Here is an 18785-nt window from a genome sequence, read left to right on the forward strand (position 1 = left end):
GCGCCGACCGCGCCGACCGCGCCGACCGCGCCGACCGCGCCGACCGCGCCGACCGCGGCGACCGCGGCGGTCGCGGCGACGAGATCACCGAGATCTCCGCCACCGTGGACTCCATGGCGGACAGCCTGCTCGGGCGCCTGGCGGCCGAGCAGCGCTTCACCGCCGACGTCGCCCACGAACTGCGCACCCCGCTGATGGGCCTGGTCACCGCGAGCGGGCTGCTGCCCGATGGGGAGGCCACCGACCTCGTCCGCGACCGGGTGGGGGTGCTGCGGGTCCTGGTGGAGGACCTGCTGGAGATCTCCCGGCTGGACGCGGGCGCCGAACGCGCCGAACTCAGACCGGTCCCGCTGGCCGAGGTCGTCGAGGAATCGCTGGCCCGCACCGGACTTCCGGCGCGGTTCACGCCGGACGGCGCCGGGTCCGCCAGGACCGACCCGCGCCGGGTCGACCGGATCGTGGCCAACCTCGTCCTCAACGCCCACCGGCACGGAGGCGCGCCCGTCGAGGTCGCGGTGACGGGCACCACCGTGACCGTACGGGACCACGGTCCGGGCTTCCCGCGCGAGCTACTCGCGGACGGGCCCCGGCGGTTCCGCACCGGAGCGTCGGAGCGCGGGCGCGGCCACGGCCTCGGGCTGACCATCGCGCTCGGCCAGGCCCGCGTCGTCGGCGCGTCGCTGTCCTTCGCCAACGCCTCCGACGGCGGGGCCGTCGCGACGCTCCGGCTGCCCGTGGCCGACTGAGCCACCGCGGGGCAGGCGCGGCGGTGTTGACACACGGCGGCGTTGATACACGACGGATGACCGGCCGAGCGCCCGCGGCGACACGGCCTCGGCCGGCCCGACATCAGAGAGCCCCACGGTGGGCGGTGTGCGTGAGAGCCACGCCGTGAACCCCGTGGAGGTGCCCCGTCCATGCACCCGGTCTCTGAGCCCCGCGAGCCCGGCACACCCGGCACAGGCCGTTCGCAGCCGCAGCCGCAGCAGCAGCCGCTCGCCGGACCGTGGAATCCGCCGAGCCGTACACGCCGCTCCCGGCGCGTCCCCGTATCGGTCGCGGCCGGTGCCGCCGCCCTGGTCACCCTGATCGCCCTGGGCGCAGTGGTCGTCCTCACGGACGACGGCGGCGACGCGGACGGTGCTTCCGGGAGGAGCGGCCACCACGGCGGACAGCCGGGGCACCGCCCGCCGGTGTCGCTGCCCTGGCCCCGCCAGGGGCAGGCCAGCGTGCTGGTGGAGGGGCTCGGTGACCGCGGTGACCTCGGCGACCGGGGCGCGCAGAACCCGGTGCCGATCGCCAGCGTCACCAAGGTGATGACCGCGTACGTGATCCTGCGCGACCATCCGCTGCGCGGCGGCGCGTCCGGCCCCCGGATCACCGTCGACCAGCAGGCCGCGGACGAGTCCGTGTCCGGTGTGGAGTCGACCGTGCCGCTGCGGCTGGGGCAGCGACTGGGCGAACGGCGACTGCTGGAGCTGATGCTGATCCCCTCCGGCAACAACGTCGCCCGGCTGCTGGCCCGTTGGGACGCGGGCTCGCAGGAGGCGTTCGTCGCCAAGATGAACAGGGCCGCCGAGGAACTCGGCATGGACCGGACCACCTACACCGGCGCCAGCGGCATCGAGTCCACGACCACCAGCACCTCCGGCGACCAGCTCAAGCTGGCGCGGCAGGTCATGCGCGACCCGGTCTTCAGAGCGGTCGTCGCCCAGCCGAGCACCACCGTGCCCGGTGTGCCCGGCTCCGTTCTCAACACCAACACCCTGCTCGGCACGTCCGGTGTGGTCGGGCTCAAGACCGGCTCCAGCACCCCCGCCGGCGGCGCCCTGATGTGGGCGGCCACCGCACCCGACCGGCACGGACACGGCCATCTCGCCCTCGGCGTCGTCCTCCACCAGCGTCCGGGCACCAGTCCGCAGGAGGGCCTGAACGCCGCGCTCGGCGCCGGCCACACCCTGGTGGAGGGCGTACGCCGGTGGGTTGCCGGGACCGGAACCGCGACCGCGGCCGCCGCCCTGTCCGGGGACCGGTGAGCCGGCCGTGACCACTCTCCCGCGCACTCCCGGCGCCACGCCGGCACCGGCTCGCGAACCGCTTCCCGCCAGGTGCGCCGGCATCTGGCGACGGGGACGCATCCCGGCCGCCCTCGCGGCGGCGGAGGCACTGCTGACGCTCGGTCACGCCCGCATCCCCGACGGGGCAGGCCACCTGGGCAGCCTCGTCGAGACCTTCCTGCCCTGGTCCGGCCTGGCCGTCCCGCTGTTGCTGCTGTGCGCGCTGCTGCGGCGCTCGGCGACCGCGGCCGTCGCCGTTCTGCTGCCCGCCGTCGTCTGGTGCTCGCTCTTCGGGGGCACACTGGCCGACAGACGGGCCTCCGGCGGGGACCTGACCGTGGTGACGCACAACGCCAACGAGGAGAACCCGGACCCGGCGCGCACCGCCCGTGCCCTGGCGGCCTCCGGTGCCGACCTGGTGGCCATCGAGGAACTGGGCGACAACGCACCGGCGTACGGCGCCGCGCTGCGCGCCGGCCACCCCTACCACTCGGTGCGGGGCACGGTCGGCCTGTGGAGCCGCTACCCGCTCGCCGACGCCCGGACGGTCGACATCGCGCCGTGGCCGCGCGCCCTGCGTGCCACCGTCCGCACCCCCAAGGGGCCCGTCGCCGTCTACGTCGTACACCTGCTGTCCGTCCGGTTCACTCCGCTGTACGGCTTCGGCACGGGCAGACGGGACACCGCCGCGCGCGCCCTGGCCGCCGCCCTGCGCGCCGAACCCCTGCCCCGCACCCTGCTCATGGGCGACTTCAACGGCACCACGGACGACGGGGCCCTGTCCGCGGTCACCTCGCAACTGCGCTCGGCCCAGGCGGAGTCGGGCGCCGGCTTCGGTCTGAGCTGGCCGGCGTCCTTTCCCGTGGCCCGGATCGACCACATCCTGGTGCGCGGCATGGAACCCCGGTCGGCCTGGACCCTCCCGGCCACCGGCAGCGACCATCTGCCGGTCGCGGCGTCGATCCGGTTGTAGGGGACGCGTCAAACAGGCGGGCACGGCCTTGTCGCCACCCGGTACGGGGAGCCGGATCGTCCTGGCCGCGTCGGAGCCCCTCAGGGCGACCGCGGCCGGGCGGACGGGGATGGACGAGCGAGGTCATCGCCAAACGAGGCTGCTGTCGAGGGAGGCCGGCATGTCGTGTCTCCCACGAACACAGCCTGGTCCGCGGGTACGCCCGCCCGTTCCAGGGCCTGCGCGACCAGGTCCGGCGCCGGTTTGCTCGCGGAGACGTCGCCCTTGCCGGTGGCGTCCGCGATGGCGCCGTCGGCGTCGAGGGCGGCCCGCATCGCGGCGAGCGCGCACCGGCTGGTGGGCGGCCGAACCCGGGCGGTACCCGGCGCATGGGGAGCGCAGCCCTGGGCAGGTGACCCGTGATCCGACCCGCGGAGGGAGACGATGGTGACCGTTGCCCTCGACCCGAGCCAAGAACCCGCGGCCCCTGCGGCGCGTGGGCCGCTGTCCGCAGCGATCCTGAGCGCGCTGACCACCGGGCCTCCCCCGTCGCGGTTGCCCGCGCCGGCTGCCGTCTCGGAGCACGCCGATCCGTACGGCGAAGATCTGCAGCTCGCCCTGCACGTCTGCTATGAGCTGCACTACCGCGGACTCGCGGGAGTCGACCCCGTGTGGGAGTGGGACCCGGACCTGCTGCGGCTCCGGGCAGCCATGGAGACCGCCTTCGAAACGGCGGTGCGCGCGGACACGACCGGAGCCGACGACCGGGCTGCGCTCGACGCGGAGCTCGACGCGCTGCTGACCGAGCACACGGACGCGGACAGCGTGTCGCGCCACCTGCGGGACGAAGGCACCTGGGAGCAGATGCGCGAGTACTTCGTCCACCGGTCGGTGTACCAACTGAAAGAGGCGGATCCGCAGGCGTGGGTCATCCCGCGACTGAGCGGCCGGGCCAAGGCCGCGCTCGTCGCCGTCGAATACGACGAATTCGGCGCCGGACGTGGCGAGCGCGTCCACGCGCAACTCTTCGCCGACCTCATGGGCGACGCGGGCCTCGACCCCGCGTACGGGCACTACGTGGACAGGGTTCCGGCGGCCACCTTGGCCACCGTGAACCTGATGTCCCACCTGGGCCTGCACCGCCGCTTGCGTGGCGCACTCGTCGGACACTTCGCCGCGGGGGAGATCACCACCGCGCCGAGCGCCCGCCGACTGGTGCAGGCCGTCGACCGCCTCGGCGGAGGCCCCGCGTGCCGGTACTTCTACAGCGAGCACATCGAGGCTGACGCCGTGCACGAGCAGGTCATGCGCCGCGACGTCGTCGGTGACCTGATCAGGCGTGAGCCGGGCCTCACGCCGGATGTCGTGTTCGGGATCCGGGCCGCCGGGCTCCTGGACCGGCGTCTGGAGGACCGTCTGCTGGACGCGTGGCGCGACGGGCGCTCGTCGCTGCGCGAATCGGTTCGCGGGTGTCCTGGCCCGCGCTGAAGGGCCGATCGCCGTCCCGACGTCGAGGATTTGTGCCGGCGGCGGCGACGTCTTCGCCCACGTCCCGAACACCGCCACCCAGGGCTTCCGCGCGTTCCAGGAGGTCCAGAGGTGAGCATCGACATCACGCAGGGTGATGTCGGCACCCTTCGGGGGGCCGACCCGTACCGCTCCCGGCCGGCGGCATTCCGTCATCGGTGCTCCGCGGATGCAGCACACCGGCCGCATGCCTGCCCGTTCGAGTGTCGAATATTGGGCATGGGCTCGAAGAGGGGCAAATCGCTCCTCGGGGGGGGGTGATGAAGGAAGGCCGTCATGGGGAAGAAGCACAGCCAAGGCCGACAGGGTGCGGACACGAGCCGGTTCGAGGGCGATGACCAGCACGGATGGGCGCAGGACGTGGACGCGACCCACCAGGAGGAGAACCCGAGCGCGCATCGCTCCTTCCATCCGGACACCTATGCGCCGGGCGGGAAGAACCGCGAGCCGAGTCAGCGGGACATAGAGGACTCGTTGCAGGGCTCACCCGTGGAGGACATCTCCCGCAGTGGTGAGGAGCGGTCTGGGAAGTCCGGCAAGAAGGGCATCCAGGACACGGGACCGCGGGGCCCCTCGGGCCGTCCCAGCGGGACTGAAGACGCCTCGGAATCCACCGCGGTGGACCCGCAGGACCCGTCCGGCGGTCCTTCGCGAGGGAAGAGGGAGAGGAATCCGTAGGCTCGCGGAGCCGCTTCGGTGTCACGGTGACGGACGCGGGCCCGTCGACCCCGGACCGCGATCATCCGCGCGGCGGGGTGCGGGTTCGCGTTCGGCCGGGAACGGGGCGCGTCCTGGAGGAGCCCGCCGGCGACCGCCGCCCTCCGGACCCGATCACGCGGGTGTCCGTGCGATCCGGGTGATGGTGACGGTCACGGTGAGGGCCTTGCCGGTCTCGTGGGCCGTGACGAGCGGCATGAGTGAGGCCCGGGCCCGGTCGTGGACCGCGCGGGCGACATCCACGGCCCGGTGACCCTCCGCGACGACACAGCGTATCTCCACCTGCCAGCCCGAGCCGTCCGGGCAACGCGCGACGCGAATGCCCGACAGCGGGGAGGCTCTGTTGTCCGCCGCTCCCTGAACCGGGCGTGTAGCGGCTCGCGCGAGACGGCTGGCGAGAGTGGGCTGCAAGCCGAGTACCCCGTCGACCCCGAGGGCGGCTTCAGCGGCGCTCCGGCGCAGGTCGGCAGGGTCGCAGCCCGTCATGCGGTGGCCCCCGGCCCGCCGTGCGCGGGCTCCGGCCTGCTCGGCGACCATGCTGCGTGGTGTACGTCGATCACCGTGACGTCCACCGCGGCCGCCAGCAGGCCCAGCGCGTCATCGGCGGCGTCCCGTACCGCGCGGCGCACCAGTGCGGCCGTCTCGGGCAGGGGGCGGTTCAGAGCCGCGGCCAGAGTGATGCTCACGCGTATGCCCGTCCGCTCGTCGCCTCGGGTCAGACGGCAACTGGCGGTCGTGACGCCGAGTACCGAGTCAGCCGCGCTGCGCAGCACGCCGGCCGCGGTGCGTACGGCGATCCGCAGGGTGCGCGTGGGGTCGCCCAGCGGCAGCATCGGCCCCAGCCGTACCTCTTTCCGGACCATGTCCATGACGCGGGAGATGATCATTTGCGTGCTGGGTGGTTCCTGTTCCCGCAGCGCCTGAGTCGCCCTGGCCAGTGCGGCCAGTCCCTCCACGGCATCGCGGCAGTACGGGCACTCGGCGAGGTGGGGGTCCACGGGCGGACCGGCGTTCGCGGCCTGATCCCAGGCGTGGCTGAGAGTGCGCCCACAGGTGAGCACTTCGTCGCCGGTGCGACGGCGGACCTCGTCGAGAGGGCAGCCGTCCGCCGGAGGCCGGGGGGGATGGTCGTCTAGCGCCATGGGCCCAGCGCCTCCTTCAGGGTTCGTCGTGCTCGGTACAGTCGCCCGCGGACCGTCTGCTCGGTGGTGCCGGTGGCGTGGGCGATTTCCGCGTAGGGAAGCCCCTGCAGTTCCCGAAGGATCCAGCAGATGCGCTGCTGCGGTTCCAGGGCGCCGAGCGCGCCGGCCAGAGCGTCGGTGAGGGCTTCCTGTTCGGCCGCCCGCGCCGGCGAACTCCGCAGACCAGGGGCGGCGCGTTCGGCCACCCGGTTCAACGGTACCGGGGCCGGACGGTGGCGCAGGGAATTGAGGCAGCGGTTGACGGTGATGCGGTACATCCAGGTCCTGAACGCCGAGCCGTGACGGAAATCGGGCAGGCGCCGCCAGGCGCTGATGAAAGCGTCCTGGACGGCGTCCTCGGCGTCCTGCAGGTTCCCCAGCGTGTGGAATGCCAGCGTCAGCAGAGGGCGGCTGTGGCGCCGCACCAGGATCGCGAAGGCCTCCTCGTCCCCTTCGCCGGCGCGGGTCGCCAGCAGATCGTCCGACGCGGACGGCAGGCCGTCGGCCAGGCCCGGGACAACGGGGCCCGCGGACGTACCGCGAGCGGTCGCTCGCCGTGGGGAAGTGCCGACGCTCTGCGTCATGACCGCGCCTCCTCCCTGCGGTGTTACGCCTGCCCGGCTTCAGGCATGTGATGCCGGTTCGTGGATGTGCATGACGAATTGCCTCCCGGACGTGTCCAACTCTTTGACGGGCCCTGAACGGTGCCCGCAGCAACCGATCGAGGCGACTGCCATGACGGACACCACCGACCGCCCCTTCACCGGACAGGACGGCTCCGCCGGGACCGGGACGATGCTGAAGGGGCCGACCGGCGCGAACACCTCCCCCGAAACGCGGGGCCAGACCACTATCGCCGACGGCGTCGTGGCCAAGATCGCGGGAACCGCGGCCCGCGAGGTCCCCGGGATCCACAACCTCGGCGCGGGCATGGCCCGGGCCATGGGCGCCATGCGCGAACGCGTCCCCGGCGGCGGGACCGGCAGCGTCAGCCGCGGGGTGAAGGTCGAGGTCGGCGAGAGCCAGGCCGCGCTGGACCTCGATGTCGTCGTCGAGTACGGCTACGCGATTCCCGACGTGGCAGCGGAGGTCCGCGTGAGCGTCATCTCCGCCGTGGAACGCATGACCGGCCTCGAGGTCGTCGAGGTGAACCTCGTCGTCGACGACGTGAAGCTGCCCGACGAGGAAGAGGAAGGCGTAACCGAACCGGACGAGGGCCGCGTCCGATGACCTCCGTCAGTGCGCCTCCCACCGGACACGAAGCCAACCGGAGGCGGCGGCACACGCAGGTGGGAGAGGTGAGTGAGTCATGAACACAGCGACAGCGGGTCTGGCAGCCGGAATCGCACTGGGATTCGCCGGCTACTTCGGCGGGTTCTGGGCCTTCCTCCTCGTAGCGGTCCTGGGCGCCGTGGGGTTGGGCGTCGGCCTCGTCCTGCAAGGCGACGCCGACGTGTTCACCCGGCGGCAGCGGGACACGTCCGCTCGGCGGACACGGTGAACACCGCCGCCCGTCCCGCAGGACCGGCCGGCCGTCCCCCCGGTGGGCATGCGGACGACGACGGCCGTGTGGCGCCGGCCGCACGTGGCGCGACGGTGATACCCGACCGGGTCGTGGCCCGCATCGCCGTCCGGGTAGCCGGTGCGGCGCTGCGCCGGCTCCTCGGGCCGAGGCATTCGCGCACGGATCTGGCCGCGCCGGGGGCGCGTGTGACCACGTACGGAGGGACCGCACAACTGGCGCTGTCGGTGGACCTTCCGTACCCCGCCGACATCGCCGTCACCTGCCGGCAACTGCAGCGTGAAGTCGGCGAGCGGGTGGCCCAACTGACCGGTCTGGACGTCCGTGACGTCACGCTGACCATTCGGCGCCTGGCCACTGTCGGCGGACCGGACCGGGTTCGGTGACTCCCGCCGCGGACCAGCCGATCGTCACGCACCGACGAAGGAACAAGGAGCCCCCATGTCTCTCCCATCCGGCACCGCACCGCTCGGTCGCCACGCATCGCCACCCAGGAGCGAAAGGGCCCCAGTCTCGGGCCGGCCCGGCATCCGAGATCCCGAGGCGAGGTCCACGGCGGGCGACGGCCTCGGGGCGAGGTCCCCTCGCCTGTGGTCGGCACGCCGCATTCCGGCCGCCGTGGTGGCCCTGGTGGCACTCTGCGCCTTCGGGGTGACGCTGTACGACGTGATCGCTGTGCGTGCCGGACAGCGCGCCGGGGCTTGGCGCACCGGCCTCGCCGACGAGTTGGCCAGTCGCCCGGTCGACGACCTGTGGATGCTGATCGGCGCGGCCGTCGCCGTCGTCGTCGGCCTGTGGTTGCTCTTCCTCGCACTCACCCCCGGCCTGCGCCGACTGCTGCCGCTGCGGGCACCCGACGGCTGTGCCGGACTGCGGGCCTGGCTGGACCGCCGGGGTGCCGAACTGGTGTTGCGCGATACCGCGATGCGGGTCTCCGGCGTAGGCCGAGCCAAGGTCCGGGTCGGACGCCGGCGCGTGATCGCCCGAGCGGACGTCCGCTTCCGCGACCCGGCGACCGTCCACGACGACCTCACCCAGGCCTTGCAGGAGCAGTGCCGCGAACTCGCTCTGGCACATGCCCCACGCCTGGCGATCCGCCTACGACAACACACCCGTTGACCCGCCCCGGGAGCGTCCCATGAACGGCCGATCCACGCTCAACCGCCTCCTCCTGGCGATCAGCGGCCTGGTGCTGCTGGGTGGCGGGCTGCTGGTCCTCGCGGCAGCTCTCGACCTCTACCGCCGGCTTCATGTGATTCCGCCCGCCGGCTGGCCGCTGACCTCGCACCATGAGGTGCTGCTCAGCAACGCCGACCGGATCCGGTGGAGCGACCAGGGCTGGTGGTGGTGGCCGGCCGTCATCGCCGGCCTCACCGTGCTGACTGCTCTGGCCCTCCTGTGGCTGCTCGCCCAGTTCACTCGCCAGCGTCCCACCTCGGTGCACCTGGGCGGAACGCCACCGCCAGACGGTGTCGAACTGCGGGGGCACGCCCTCAGCCACGCCGTGGCCGCCGAAGCAAGCGCTCTGCCCGGCGTCGGGCGGGCGGGCGCCCATATGACCGGACGCCCGGTGCACCCACGGCTCGACCTGGCTGTCACGCTGACGGATCACGCCACACCCGCCCCGGTCCTGCGGGCACTGTGCCACGGCCCCGTGGCGCACGCACGCGAAAGCACGGGGTTGAGCGAACTGCCCGTCCGGGCGCGCTTCGACGTCGGCAGGCACAAGGCGCGCCGTGTCGAATAGGGCGCCGTCATCGGACGCAGCGCAGCTGACAAGGCCCACCGCCCCGCCGACGTGAGTGAAGTCCGGTAGGAGGAAGGCGCCGGACCAGCCGAGCGCGAGGTAGCAAGGCGTGGACAGCCAGCGGGGAGCTCCCACCCACAACACCCGGAAGGCGACTCCGGCGACGGCGCCGGCCCACATGAGACCCAGCAGGACGGCTTGTCTGCGCTGGGGAAGAAGGGCCACGGCCAGGGGCGTGTATGTGCCGGCGATGACCACGAAGATGTTGGCGTGGTCGAGGCGACGCAGGACCGTCTCCCCGCGAGGACCCCAGGTGCCGCGGTGGTAGACAGCACTGGTGCCGAACAGCAGCCACGCGGAGGCGGAGTAGATTCCACAGGCCAGTGCCGTCGGGGTCGTGCGCGCGAGGCAGATCAGTGTGATACCCGCGATGATCGAGGCCGGAAGCATGCCCGCGTGCAACCATCCACGCAGCCGCGGTTTCAACGACTCCATGGCCTCGGCGGCGGCCCCGGCCATCTCGCCAACCTGGTGGGCGGCTCCTGCGGCTCCCCTTCTGGTTGCCTCGGCGAGGCCGGCCGCTCGTTCATGCGTTTCGTCTGCGCTGTGAGCAGGAACTGCGCCGGTGGGCATGGCGTCGGTCGTGAAGTCCGGCCGCATCAGCGGTCGCTGGACGTCATCTGCGCACATATTTCCCATGCTGGGAGCCGGCTCACACCGGCGCATGAGGTGGCGAGGCGGGAGAGATCGTTGGGGCCCCGCCGTCGATGGGGCACCGTGATCACCTGGGTGTCGTGCCGGGATGTTTTGGCCGCCCCCATAAGGTTCCGCTCTCCGCATGCGCCTGCTGACGTAACAACCCAGACTGGAGATAGCGGAGCGAGCAGCGCGGCCACTGCCCGCTACCCCCTTCAGACGCTTCGCCCTGACGGAGCGAGCCCGCGTATCCGACGCCGTCGGGCGCCGGGCCGGAACACCAGCTCGGTCACCCTCTCGAAGGGACACTTGATGAATGACGTACCAAAAGTCGCTCTTGCTGTCGCGGTCGCCGGAGGCTACATCCTCGGCCGCACCAAGAAGGGGCGGCTGGCCTTCGGCATCGCGACCTACCTGGCCGGACGCCGAGTCGGCCTCGAACCCCAACAGTTGCTGACGGAAGGGGTCAAGAGGCTGCGCGAACTTCCTCAATTCGAAGAACTCAGTGAGCAGCTACGAGGCGAGGCTTTGAAAGCCGGCCGTCAGGCGATGGGTGCGGTTGCCGACCGCAAGCTCTCCGAGTTCGCCGATTCCTTGCAAGCGCGCACTGAGCGCATAGGAAAGCGCAAGGAGGAGGAGCCGGAGGACGAGGAAGAACCGCAGGAAGAACACGAGGAGGAAGAGGAGCCGGAAGGCGAGGAAGAAGAGGAAGGCGAATACGAGGACGAAGAGGAGCCCGAAGACGAAGACGAGGAACAAGAGGAAGAGGAAGAAGAGGAAGAGGAAGAGGAAGCAGAGGAGGAGCCGGAGAAGCCTGAGCCCAGGCGCCGCAGGACAGCCCGCAAGGCGGACGAGGGCCGGGATGAGGGTGCGCGCGGCCAGGGGGGAACTCGCCGCCCCGCCAAGGCGGCTCCCCGCAAGGCATCGGCCAAGGGAACAACGGGGAAGAGGACGGAGCCCGCGAAGAAGACGCCGCCTGCGAAGAGGACGGTAGCGGCGAGGAAGTCCTCCGCGCCTGCCAAGAGGACGGCGCCAGCCAAGAAGACGGCGGCCAAGAGGACGGCGGCCAAGAGGACGGCGGCCAAGAAGACGGCGGCCAAGAAGGCATCCACACGGCGGAGGTAGGCCCATGGCCGGCACGACAGGCGGAGGCGAACAGGGTTCGGGGCTTGACCAGTTGCGCGGCGCGTTCACGAATTTCCTGGGAGCGCAGGTACAGAATCTGGCGGACAAGGCCAGCGACAAGCTCGGCGACGTCACCAGCGGGCTCCAAGGTGTGGCGGACGGGGGCGGCGTGCTCCCCAAGGCGGGTCTGCGGATGCTCCAAGGCGATTCACCGCTCAAGGCGTTGATCGGCGAGAAGGCGAAAAGCGTCAAGGACAGCGTCGTCGGCAAGGTCAAGGAGGCCTTCGGCGGTGGAGGCGGCAAGGGCCGGAAGTCCGGCACGTCCAAGGTCATGAACATCATCGAGGCGCAGGACGTGGGTGTGCCGCTGCGTTTCGCCTACGACCACTGGACCCAGTATGAGAAGTTCAGCACCTTCACCAAGGGCGTCCGCAGCGCGTCACGCGGCAAGGACACGGACAGCGACTGGAAGGTCAAAGTAGGACCGTCGACACGAGGGTGGAAGGCCACGACGCAGGAGCAGGTGCCGGACGAACGCATCGTGTGGACCTCGGAGGGAGCCAAGGGCACGACACGCGGTTGCGTGAGCTTCCACGAACTGGCGCCCAGCCTCACCCGTATCGTGCTCGTGGTCGAGTACTACCCCTCTGGCTTCTTCGAGAAGACCGGAAACATCTGGCGCGCCCAGGGGCGTCGTCTACGCCTGGATTTCAAGCACTTCCTGCGCTACGTGACCCTTACCGACGAGGAAGCTGACGGCTGGCGCGGGGAGATTCGCGACGGCGAAGTGGTCCGCACGCACGAGGAAGCCGTCGAGGAGGAAGAGCAGGCTGCCGAAGAGGAAGGCTCGGAGGAGCCTGACGAGGACGCGGAGGACGAGTACCCGGAGGACGAAGAGGAAGGGGAGGAGGAGTACCCGGAGGGGGAGGAAGAGGAGTACCCCGAGGAAGACGAAGAGGACGAAGAGGGCGAAGAGGAAGAGGGCGCAGAGGGGGACGAAGAGTACCCCGAGGACGAGGACGAGGACGAGGACGAGGACGAGGAGGGGGAGGACGAAGACGAGGAGGACGAAGACGAGGAGGACGAGGACCGAGGGCCCGATCGCTCCTCCAGGCAGGCGCGTGGAGGCCGTGGGCGGCGGTGAAGCCGGCAACCGGCTGCGGGTTCAGGACCGCCGGACCGGGTCCCCTCGATGCCTTTGACGCCCCGCCGCTGTGCGGCCGTCGTGCCGTCGAAGAAGACCGGACTCGGATGGGCGCATCCGGGTATGGGATAGGGAGAATGTTCGAAATGAACGGAGATGGTCCGTATGTCCCGGACGCAACCCGGCATTGAACAGCACCCCGACCTGCTGGAACTTCGTGCGGATTACGAGCGCGCGACGGCGACCAATCGCGGCCAGGCCATAGAGGCGATGGGCCTGCTCACCGGCATATACCTGGCCGCTTCACCGTGGATCGTGGGCTTCAACGCACTGTTCGGCTTCAACGCGCTGTCGACGATAGCCGTCAGCAACCTCGTCGCCGGTATCGCGTATGCCCTGCTCATGGGAGGCGTGGGGCGCGGCTTCGAGCGGACCCACTCCAGGGCCTGGGTGGCAGCGATCATCGCCGTGTGGGTGATCATCTCGCCATGGTGTGTCACGGGCAACGTCAGTACCACCCGCACCATCACCAACAACGTCATCGTCGGCGTGATCGGACTGATTCTGGCTCTCGCGACGGCGTCGCTCCGTCCGGACAGCGCCCTGCGGAAGCGTCGGGGTTCGCCGGACTCGGCGGGGGGTCTGCCCAGGACGTAGCGGGGCATATCGCGCCCGGCCGGCGAGGCTTCTCGCCCCCGTGACCAGGCGCCGTCCCGGCGCACCGCACGGTGCGCCGGGCTCGGTCGGCTCAGGTCAGGGCGTCGCGAGCGCGCAAGCGACGACCGCGGTCACGGTGTTGGGGGCCAGTCCGGCCGGCACCGCGTTCACCGTCCACCCTGTGGACGGGTTCGCGAACGGGACACTGGTCACGATCGTGGCCCTGGTGACCTGGAATCCTCCGCCGATGGCCAGCTCGCCCGCGGGGCAGGACAGCGTGTGGTCGGCGCCGTCCGCCGTGAACGTGGCGACCAGGGTGTGGGCCCCGGAGAGCCCGCCACCGGTACCCGGAGGGCCGGCCGGGCCCTGGGGTCCGGCAGGCCCGGCGGGCCCGGTCTGGCCGGCGGGACCCGCGGGACCGGCCGGTCCCTGCGGTCCGGGAGGGCCGGGGATGCCCGGACGGTTCAGGCAGTAGTTGGGGTAGTTGGGGTACGTCGGGTACTGGTAGCACGGGTGCACGGACCGCTGCTGGACGTCCTGCGCGGTCTCGGCCGCCGCCGTGGTGCCGCCGTCCGCGGACGCGGAGAACGCCGTGCCCGTCACGAAGCAGGACGCGAGTGCGGCGCTCGCGGCGATCGTCATCACGCGGACTCGGCCGTAGCGTCGCTGTGCCGATGACATGGGCCTGGTTATTCGGTACAACACGTCACCTCCAGGTATGGGTTCTCTGCAGGCGGCCCGTGCCGCCCACCCCGCAGTAAGCGGCGGGGACCGTCACGAGGGACGTCGAACCCACAGCAAGGATCACTTTCAGTGCCCGATCGCGCACGCCGGGTAGCCGAAGGGGTGATGCCGGACGCCCGGCACCCGCGGCCGGCTCTCATGGCGGGGGCAGACGCAGGGCGAGGAGGGCGATGTCGTCGACGTTGCCGGGGGGCATGCGGGTCAGGAGCTGGTCGCAGAACTCGTCCAGGGGCTCCTCGGCGAGTGCCAGGGCGTTGCGGCGCAGGCGGCTGAGGCCGGTGTCGATGTCGGCGCCCGGCAGTTCGATGAGGCCGTCGGTGTAGAGCAGCAGCGTGGACCCCGGCGGCAGGGGTGTGGTGGCGTCGGGCCGGCGGTCGCTGGTGCCGATACGGGCGCCCAGCAGCGGACCTCGTGCGTCGTCGAGGTACCGCCCGTAGCCGTCCGGGGTGAGCAGCAGTGGCGGAGGATGTCCGGCGTTGGTCCAGCGCAGGGTCCAGGGGCCGTCGCGGGGGCCCTCGACGCGGGCCAGGACGAGGGTAGCCATGGGGACGGTGGTGATCACGGGCATGGCGTCGTCGAGGCGGTCGACGACCGCACTGGGGGGTTCGGTGCGATCCCAGGCCAGGGATCGCAGTATTCCCCGCAGTTGGGCCATGCCCGCCGCGGCCGTCAGGTCGTGGCCGACGACGTCGCCGATGACCAGCGCGGTCACGCCGTCCTTGAGCTGGAACGCGTCGTACCAGTCGCCACCGACCTGGGACGCGGCGGGTGCGGGCTGGTAGCGGGCGGCCATGAGCAGCCGTCCTGACTCGGGCAGGGGCGTGAGCAGGTTCCGCTGCATGGCCTCGGCGACGTCCCGCTGACGGCCGAACCGGCGGGTATTGTCCAGGACTTGGCCGACCCGGCGGCCGATGTCAACGACGACCTGCAGGTCGTCGTTGCCGAAGGGGAAGGCGGGGTCGGTGCGGACCAGGGTCAGTGCTCCGGTGGAACGCCTTCCCGAGCCCAGCGGCACGGTGAGCGCCGATGCCGCACTCACCGACTGAAGGAAGCCGTTGTGCAGGGCGGCCAGCGGCGAGTCCGGCCGTGCGGGCGTACCCGCTTGCTCCTGCAGGACGGGCACCGCCCCGCGCACGGCCTGGACCAGTGGGGAACGGGACTCGCCCGAGAAGGGAAGGCGGGCGCGCCAGCCCTCCTGCCCACGGTCGCGGCCGTCGGGCCCGGTGACCGCCACCCGGTGCGTCTCGTCGTCGCCGACGAGCAGGTCGACCGCCACCCAGTCGGCGAGTCCGGGGACCAGAAGGCGCCCGAGGCGCGTGAGCGCCTCGTCCGTCTCAAGGGTCTGGCCGAGTACCGCCGTGATCTCCGCGACCAGTGTGAGCCGGCCGGTCAGGCCCTCCAGCGCCTCCATGTGCTCGGTACGTTCAGTCCGGTCGTCGGAGAGGCCGGCGAACAGCATCGCGGTCCCCTCGAACGAGGCGCCGTCGGTCACGGGTGCGGCGGACCAGGACACCTCGACCAGCTTGCCGTCACCGCACAGATACCTGTCGCTGTCCGAGTGGGCCTCACCGGCGTGGGTCAGTGCTTCGAGCAACCTGCACCGGATGCCGGGACGTTCGCGGTCCGCGTGCCGGTGCACGAGGCCGTGGAAGTCCTCGCCGACCATCGCGTCGGCGGCGCGGCTCAGCAGCCGTTCGGCGGCCGGGTTGGCCGCGACGACGCGCCTGGAAGGTCCGAGCACGACCAGTGACGCCCCCAACTGCTCGACGACCTGCCGCCAGAAACCAGGCTGGGCTGCCCACCGCCGACCCGCGTCGGCATCGTCCGACACCGTGCCCTCCAAGATCGCCCCTGTTCGCCGCAGAGCGTCGGCCCGTACCGAGGACACCGTGCCGACGGCGACCGACTCCCCATGCTCTCGCCTGTGAGAACCCGACCGTGGCCGACACGACCGAACGCCGGCCTCCCGATCCTTCGGTCCACGGGCGGCGCCCTTCGCTCCATCGCGACCACGGCGGCCGCCCGCCCGTCCCCGGCTGCCAGGGGAAACCTGTCCTGGTACCGGCAGGACCAGGTGCGGTGCCCGCCCCCGCGGCCGCCCATCGCTACGCTCCGAGGAATGACCACGGGATCCCACGAGACGACCACCCCCCGGCCGCCGGCACTCCGCCTGGAGCGAGGCTCGGTCCACGACGAGGCGTGCCCGAGTTTCCAGGGCGCGGTCGAACTCGTCGGCCGTCGCTGGACGGGGGCGATCCTGTTCGCGGCGTCGCGTGGCGCGCGCCGCTTCGGGGAGTACCGCGCCGTCATCGCCGGCATCTCCGACCGGCTGCTCGCGCAACGCCTGAGCGAGCTCGAGGCCGAGGGTCTCATCGCGCGGTCGGTCATCCCCAGCACCCCCGTGCAGGTCCGCTACGAGCTCGCCCCCGACGGCCAGGCGCTCATCGCGGCCCTGCAGCCGCTGGCGCAGTGGAGCGCGCGCCGACGGCGCCGCGTCGGATAAAAACAGCCCGGAATGGGTGTATGTCCTATCGAATGGGTAATAACCACGCAAAATCTCCGGAGGTAGCACAGAGGGGTGCCACATGATCCGAGGAGCCGAGGGAATCCCCAGCCCCACTCCCCGCGCGAACGTCGACCTGGCCCGCGAATGCCGACCGTGCTTCGGCTGGGGGACCGTCGTCACCGACCAGGGCCGGCACGAACTCTGTCCCGATTGCCAGGACGGCCGGATCACCGCCCCGGAACGCGTCAGAGCCGTACGCCTGCGCCCCGGCTCCCGCTACGTCTCGCCCCGCTGAGCCCGTCGCCCCGCTGAGCCCGTCCGCCGGCGGCGTTCACCACGCCTCCGGGCCGCCCCCGCGCCACTCCACCTGCCCGGGGTCGGTGAGGCTGACCGTGCCGGCGTCGTACCCGGCGAGCCACAGGAACCGCAGCAGATCCGCCAGGCAGTGCGCGGTGCCGAAGTAGTCGCCCCGGATCACGACCCTTCGGCCGTCGACCGGGGGTTCCACGACCACCGGCGGCCCCTCGGTGCGCATGCTCCCAGCCTGCCCAGTCACCGGCGAGGACGCATCGCGGGCGGGCCGCTTACCGGCCTGGCGTTTCGCCGGCGTCGGCAGACCGGTCGCTTCCCGCCACTTTCGCCGGCCGATAGCCCGTTCGGCTGCCGCACTGCTATGTTCGCCCGCATGTTCCTCTCGCGTGCATAGGAGTCAGTGCCGCCGCGCCCCGCTGGGCGCGGTCCTCGCTGCCCGTGTACGCGTGAGCGCCGCGAGTCCGGCGCTGTCTTCTCCGAGGAACATGATCATGTCTTCGTCTGTCGCCGCCCCGTCGTATGCGGCCGTGCTGCGTACCCCCCATGCCTGCCGCACGTTCGGTGCCGCGCTGTTGGGCCGCCTCTCCTACGGAATGGTCTCGCTGTCCCTCGTTCTGGCGGTCAAGGAGGCCACCGCCTCCTACGCCGTGGCAGGCGGTGTCATGGCTGTGTTCGGGCTGACCAGCGTCTTTCTCTCCCCTGCCCGCGCCGGTCTGGTCGACCGGTACGGGCCGCGCCGGGTACTGCCTCCCATGGCCGCCGTCTACGCGGTGCTGCTGACCGGGCTGGCCCTCGCGACAGCAAGGGAAGGCGCGTCGGGAGTCCTCCTGGGCGTCCTTGCCGGAGCCGCCGGTGCCAGTGCGCCACCGCTCGGTCCGGTGATGAGGAGGTTGTGGAGCGCCCTGGTCCCCGACCGGGGGCTGCTGCAACGCGCGTACAGCTTGGACGGTGTGGCCGAGGAGCTTCTGTTCGTGACCGGGCCGCTGCTGGTGGGCGTGCTGGTGAAAGTTGCCGCGCCGTGGGTGGGTCTTGCCGTGAGCGCCGCCCTCGTATGGGCGGGGCACTGATGCTGGCGGCGTCCCCGGCGGCCCGCAGTCTGGGGTACCGGGGCAAGGCCGCTGCGGCGTCAGCGGCACCGTCCGGGAACGTTCCCCCGGGTGTGACCCCCGGCCGGCAGGGGGGCACCCCCGGGCTGGGGCAGGCGATCGCCGTGACTGCCGGGCTCGGTACGAGCCTTGGGGCGCTGGATCTCCTTGTGATCGCCTTCGCCGACGAACGTCACGCCTCCCACGTGGTGCCCTGGGTCCTGGCGGCGCTGTCCGCCGGCAGCGCCGTCGGCGGCCTCGTCTACGGCTCCGTCCAGTGGCGCGCCTCAAGCCGGTTCCGGCTGTCATCGCTGGCGCTCGCCCTGGGGCTCGTTCTGGCGGTGACCGGCCTCTCACCTCATCCCTATGTGCTCATCGCCTGGGTGGCGCTGGGCGGGCTGTTCGTGGCCCCGGCCATCGCGACGGCGTATCTGATCGCCGACGAGTGTGCCGGTCCGGGTGCCCGCACCACAGCAGGCGCGTGGGTCAACACCGCCTTCAACGCCGGTTCGACGGGAGGGACAGCCGCGGCCGGACTGCTGGTGGGGCGTATGCCCCTGGCGGTGTGCTTCGCCGTTGCCGCCGCCCCCGTCGTGCTGTCCGCCGCGACAGCGCTTGACCTGTCGCGCCGGTCTGTCCCGGATGTCACCGAGCCACTTGAAGCCGCACGGGCAGCGGGCACAGGACCGGTCGTCGACGGATGAGCGTTCCAGCAACCGGCCGGCCGTGTCCTGACGGAAGGTTCCGGTGCAGTCGGTACCGATCAGGGGGCGCCGTGCCTGGCGAGGCCGCCCACCTGGGCCATCGGATTCG

21 protein-coding genes and 3 pseudogenes are annotated in these 18785 nt (G+C 71.7%); 16 read left to right on the plus strand and 8 right to left on the minus strand.

All coding sequences use genetic code 11. The features are described from left to right. The 3 genes from PV342_RS34505 to PV342_RS34515 form a co-directional block, all read left to right on the plus strand. Nucleotides 1-746, plus strand: a 746-nt coding sequence (locus PV342_RS34505; protein WP_500320151.1) for a sensor histidine kinase, incomplete at its 5' end; no start/stop codon positions are given. A gap of 171 nt (nt 747-917) precedes the next feature. Beyond that, on the plus strand, nt 918-2036 hold the full coding sequence (locus PV342_RS34510) for a D-alanyl-D-alanine carboxypeptidase family protein (RefSeq protein WP_500320152.1): 1119 nt from the start codon (nt 918-920) through the stop codon (nt 2034-2036). A gap of 82 nt (nt 2037-2118) precedes the next feature. Continuing rightward, a complete protein-coding gene (locus PV342_RS34515) occupies nt 2119-3030 on the plus strand; it encodes an endonuclease/exonuclease/phosphatase family protein (protein WP_500320212.1) in 912 nt (303 codons plus the stop codon). A gap of 164 nt (nt 3031-3194) precedes the next feature. On the opposite strand, the pseudogene PV342_RS34520 reads toward PV342_RS34515, so the two are convergent. Then, a pseudogene (locus PV342_RS34520) lies at nt 3195-3353 on the minus strand (HAD family hydrolase); the annotation flags it as partial. Nucleotides 3354-3453: 100 nt separating this feature from the next. On the opposite strand from PV342_RS34520, the gene PV342_RS34525 reads away from it, so the two are divergent. Next, complete coding sequence (locus PV342_RS34525; protein ID WP_500320154.1) at nt 3454-4497, plus strand: iron-containing redox enzyme family protein; 1044 nt, start codon at nt 3454-3456, stop codon at nt 4495-4497. Between the two features lie 315 nt (nt 4498-4812). Continuing rightward, a complete protein-coding gene (locus PV342_RS34530) occupies nt 4813-5214 on the plus strand; it encodes a hypothetical protein (protein WP_500320155.1) in 402 nt (133 codons plus the stop codon). A gap of 153 nt (nt 5215-5367) precedes the next feature. On the opposite strand, the gene PV342_RS34535 is transcribed toward PV342_RS34530, so the two are convergent. The 3 genes from PV342_RS34535 to PV342_RS34545 all read right to left on the minus strand — a co-directional run bounded on the left by PV342_RS34535 (nt 5368) and on the right by PV342_RS34545 (nt 7018). Continuing rightward, entirely contained in the window at nt 5368-5496 is a 129-nt protein-coding gene (locus PV342_RS34535) for a hypothetical protein (RefSeq protein ID WP_386996736.1), read from the minus strand. Between the two features lie 239 nt (nt 5497-5735). Further along, entirely contained in the window at nt 5736-6395 is a 660-nt protein-coding gene (locus PV342_RS34540; protein ID WP_400806959.1) for an Asp23/Gls24 family envelope stress response protein, read from the minus strand. Continuing rightward, nucleotides 6386-7018 (minus strand): RNA polymerase sigma factor, encoded by a 633-nt coding sequence (locus PV342_RS34545; protein ID WP_400806956.1) that lies wholly within the window; start codon nt 7016-7018, stop codon nt 6386-6388. Before PV342_RS34545 ends, PV342_RS34540 begins: the two co-directional genes overlap by 10 nt. Nucleotides 7019-7169: 151 nt before the next feature. Between PV342_RS34545 and PV342_RS34550 the strand changes: the two genes are divergently transcribed. The 5 genes from PV342_RS34550 (at nt 7170) to PV342_RS34570 (ending at nt 9703) form a co-directional block, all read left to right on the plus strand. Continuing rightward, nucleotides 7170-7664 carry an Asp23/Gls24 family envelope stress response protein gene (locus PV342_RS34550; RefSeq protein WP_386996732.1) on the plus strand — a complete coding sequence of 165 codons (495 nt, stop codon included), beginning with the start codon at nt 7170-7172 and terminating at the stop codon, nt 7662-7664. A 79-nt stretch (nt 7665-7743) separates the two neighbouring features. Further along, a complete protein-coding gene (locus PV342_RS34555) occupies nt 7744-7935 on the plus strand; it encodes a hypothetical protein (RefSeq protein ID WP_400806953.1) in 192 nt (63 codons plus the stop codon). 68 nt (nt 7936-8003) lie between these two features. After that, nucleotides 8004-8342 carry an Asp23/Gls24 family envelope stress response protein gene (locus tag PV342_RS34560; protein WP_500320156.1) on the plus strand — a complete coding sequence of 113 codons (339 nt, stop codon included), beginning with the start codon at nt 8004-8006 and terminating at the stop codon, nt 8340-8342. 244 nt (nt 8343-8586) lie between these two features. After that, complete coding sequence (locus PV342_RS34565; protein WP_500320158.1) at nt 8587-9075, plus strand: DUF6286 domain-containing protein; 489 nt, start codon at nt 8587-8589, stop codon at nt 9073-9075. A 19-nt stretch (nt 9076-9094) separates the two neighbouring features. After that, on the plus strand, nt 9095-9703 hold the full coding sequence (locus PV342_RS34570; protein WP_500320160.1) for an alkaline shock response membrane anchor protein AmaP: 609 nt from the start codon (nt 9095-9097) through the stop codon (nt 9701-9703). Nucleotides 9704-9799: 96 nt separating this feature from the next. Here PV342_RS34570 and trhA read toward each other — a convergent pair. Further along, nucleotides 9800-10543: pseudogene (trhA, locus tag PV342_RS34575) on the minus strand (PAQR family membrane homeostasis protein TrhA); the annotation flags it as partial. 168 nt (nt 10544-10711) lie between these two features. On the opposite strand from trhA, the gene PV342_RS34580 reads away from it, so the two are divergent. From PV342_RS34580 to PV342_RS34590, 3 genes are all read left to right on the plus strand, one after another. After that, nucleotides 10712-11524 carry a histone protein gene (locus PV342_RS34580; protein WP_500320161.1) on the plus strand — a complete coding sequence of 271 codons (813 nt, stop codon included), beginning with the start codon at nt 10712-10714 and terminating at the stop codon, nt 11522-11524. A gap of 4 nt (nt 11525-11528) precedes the next feature. Continuing rightward, on the plus strand, nt 11529-12668 hold the full coding sequence (locus tag PV342_RS34585; protein ID WP_500320163.1) for an SRPBCC family protein: 1140 nt from the start codon (nt 11529-11531) through the stop codon (nt 12666-12668). A gap of 156 nt (nt 12669-12824) precedes the next feature. After that, entirely contained in the window at nt 12825-13325 is a 501-nt protein-coding gene (locus PV342_RS34590) for an SPW repeat protein (protein ID WP_400806940.1), read from the plus strand. A 96-nt stretch (nt 13326-13421) separates the two neighbouring features. Here PV342_RS34590 and PV342_RS34595 read toward each other — a convergent pair whose 3' ends face one another. Together PV342_RS34595 and PV342_RS34600 are read right to left on the minus strand one after the other, a co-directional pair. Next, nucleotides 13422-13967: a hypothetical protein gene (locus PV342_RS34595; RefSeq protein WP_500320165.1), complete on the minus strand. Its 546-nt coding sequence runs from the start codon at nt 13965-13967 to the stop codon at nt 13422-13424. Between the two features lie 238 nt (nt 13968-14205). Next, nucleotides 14206-15900: a SpoIIE family protein phosphatase gene (locus tag PV342_RS34600; protein ID WP_500320167.1), complete on the minus strand. Its 1695-nt coding sequence runs from the start codon at nt 15898-15900 to the stop codon at nt 14206-14208. A 288-nt stretch (nt 15901-16188) separates the two neighbouring features. On the opposite strand from PV342_RS34600, the gene PV342_RS34605 reads away from it, so the two are divergent. Both PV342_RS34605 and PV342_RS34610 read left to right on the plus strand, forming a co-directional pair. Further along, complete coding sequence (locus PV342_RS34605) at nt 16189-16572, plus strand: winged helix-turn-helix transcriptional regulator (protein WP_400806931.1); 384 nt, start codon at nt 16189-16191, stop codon at nt 16570-16572. Between the two features lie 82 nt (nt 16573-16654). After that, nucleotides 16655-16870 (plus strand): hypothetical protein, encoded by a 216-nt coding sequence (locus tag PV342_RS34610; protein ID WP_400806928.1) that lies wholly within the window; start codon nt 16655-16657, stop codon nt 16868-16870. Nucleotides 16871-16906: 36 nt separating this feature from the next. On the opposite strand, the gene PV342_RS34615 is transcribed toward PV342_RS34610, so the two are convergent. Further along, nucleotides 16907-17110, minus strand: coding sequence for a hypothetical protein (locus PV342_RS34615; RefSeq protein ID WP_400806926.1), 204 nt, complete (start codon nt 17108-17110; stop codon nt 16907-16909). Between the two features lie 268 nt (nt 17111-17378). Between PV342_RS34615 and PV342_RS34620 the strand changes: the two are divergent. Continuing rightward, a pseudogene (locus PV342_RS34620) lies at nt 17379-18676 on the plus strand (MFS transporter). Nucleotides 18677-18785: the final 109 nt, after the last annotated feature.

The organism is Streptomyces sp. PA03-3a, assembly GCF_033792735.1.
Classification (GTDB): Bacteria; Actinomycetota; Actinomycetes; order Streptomycetales; family Streptomycetaceae; genus Actinacidiphila.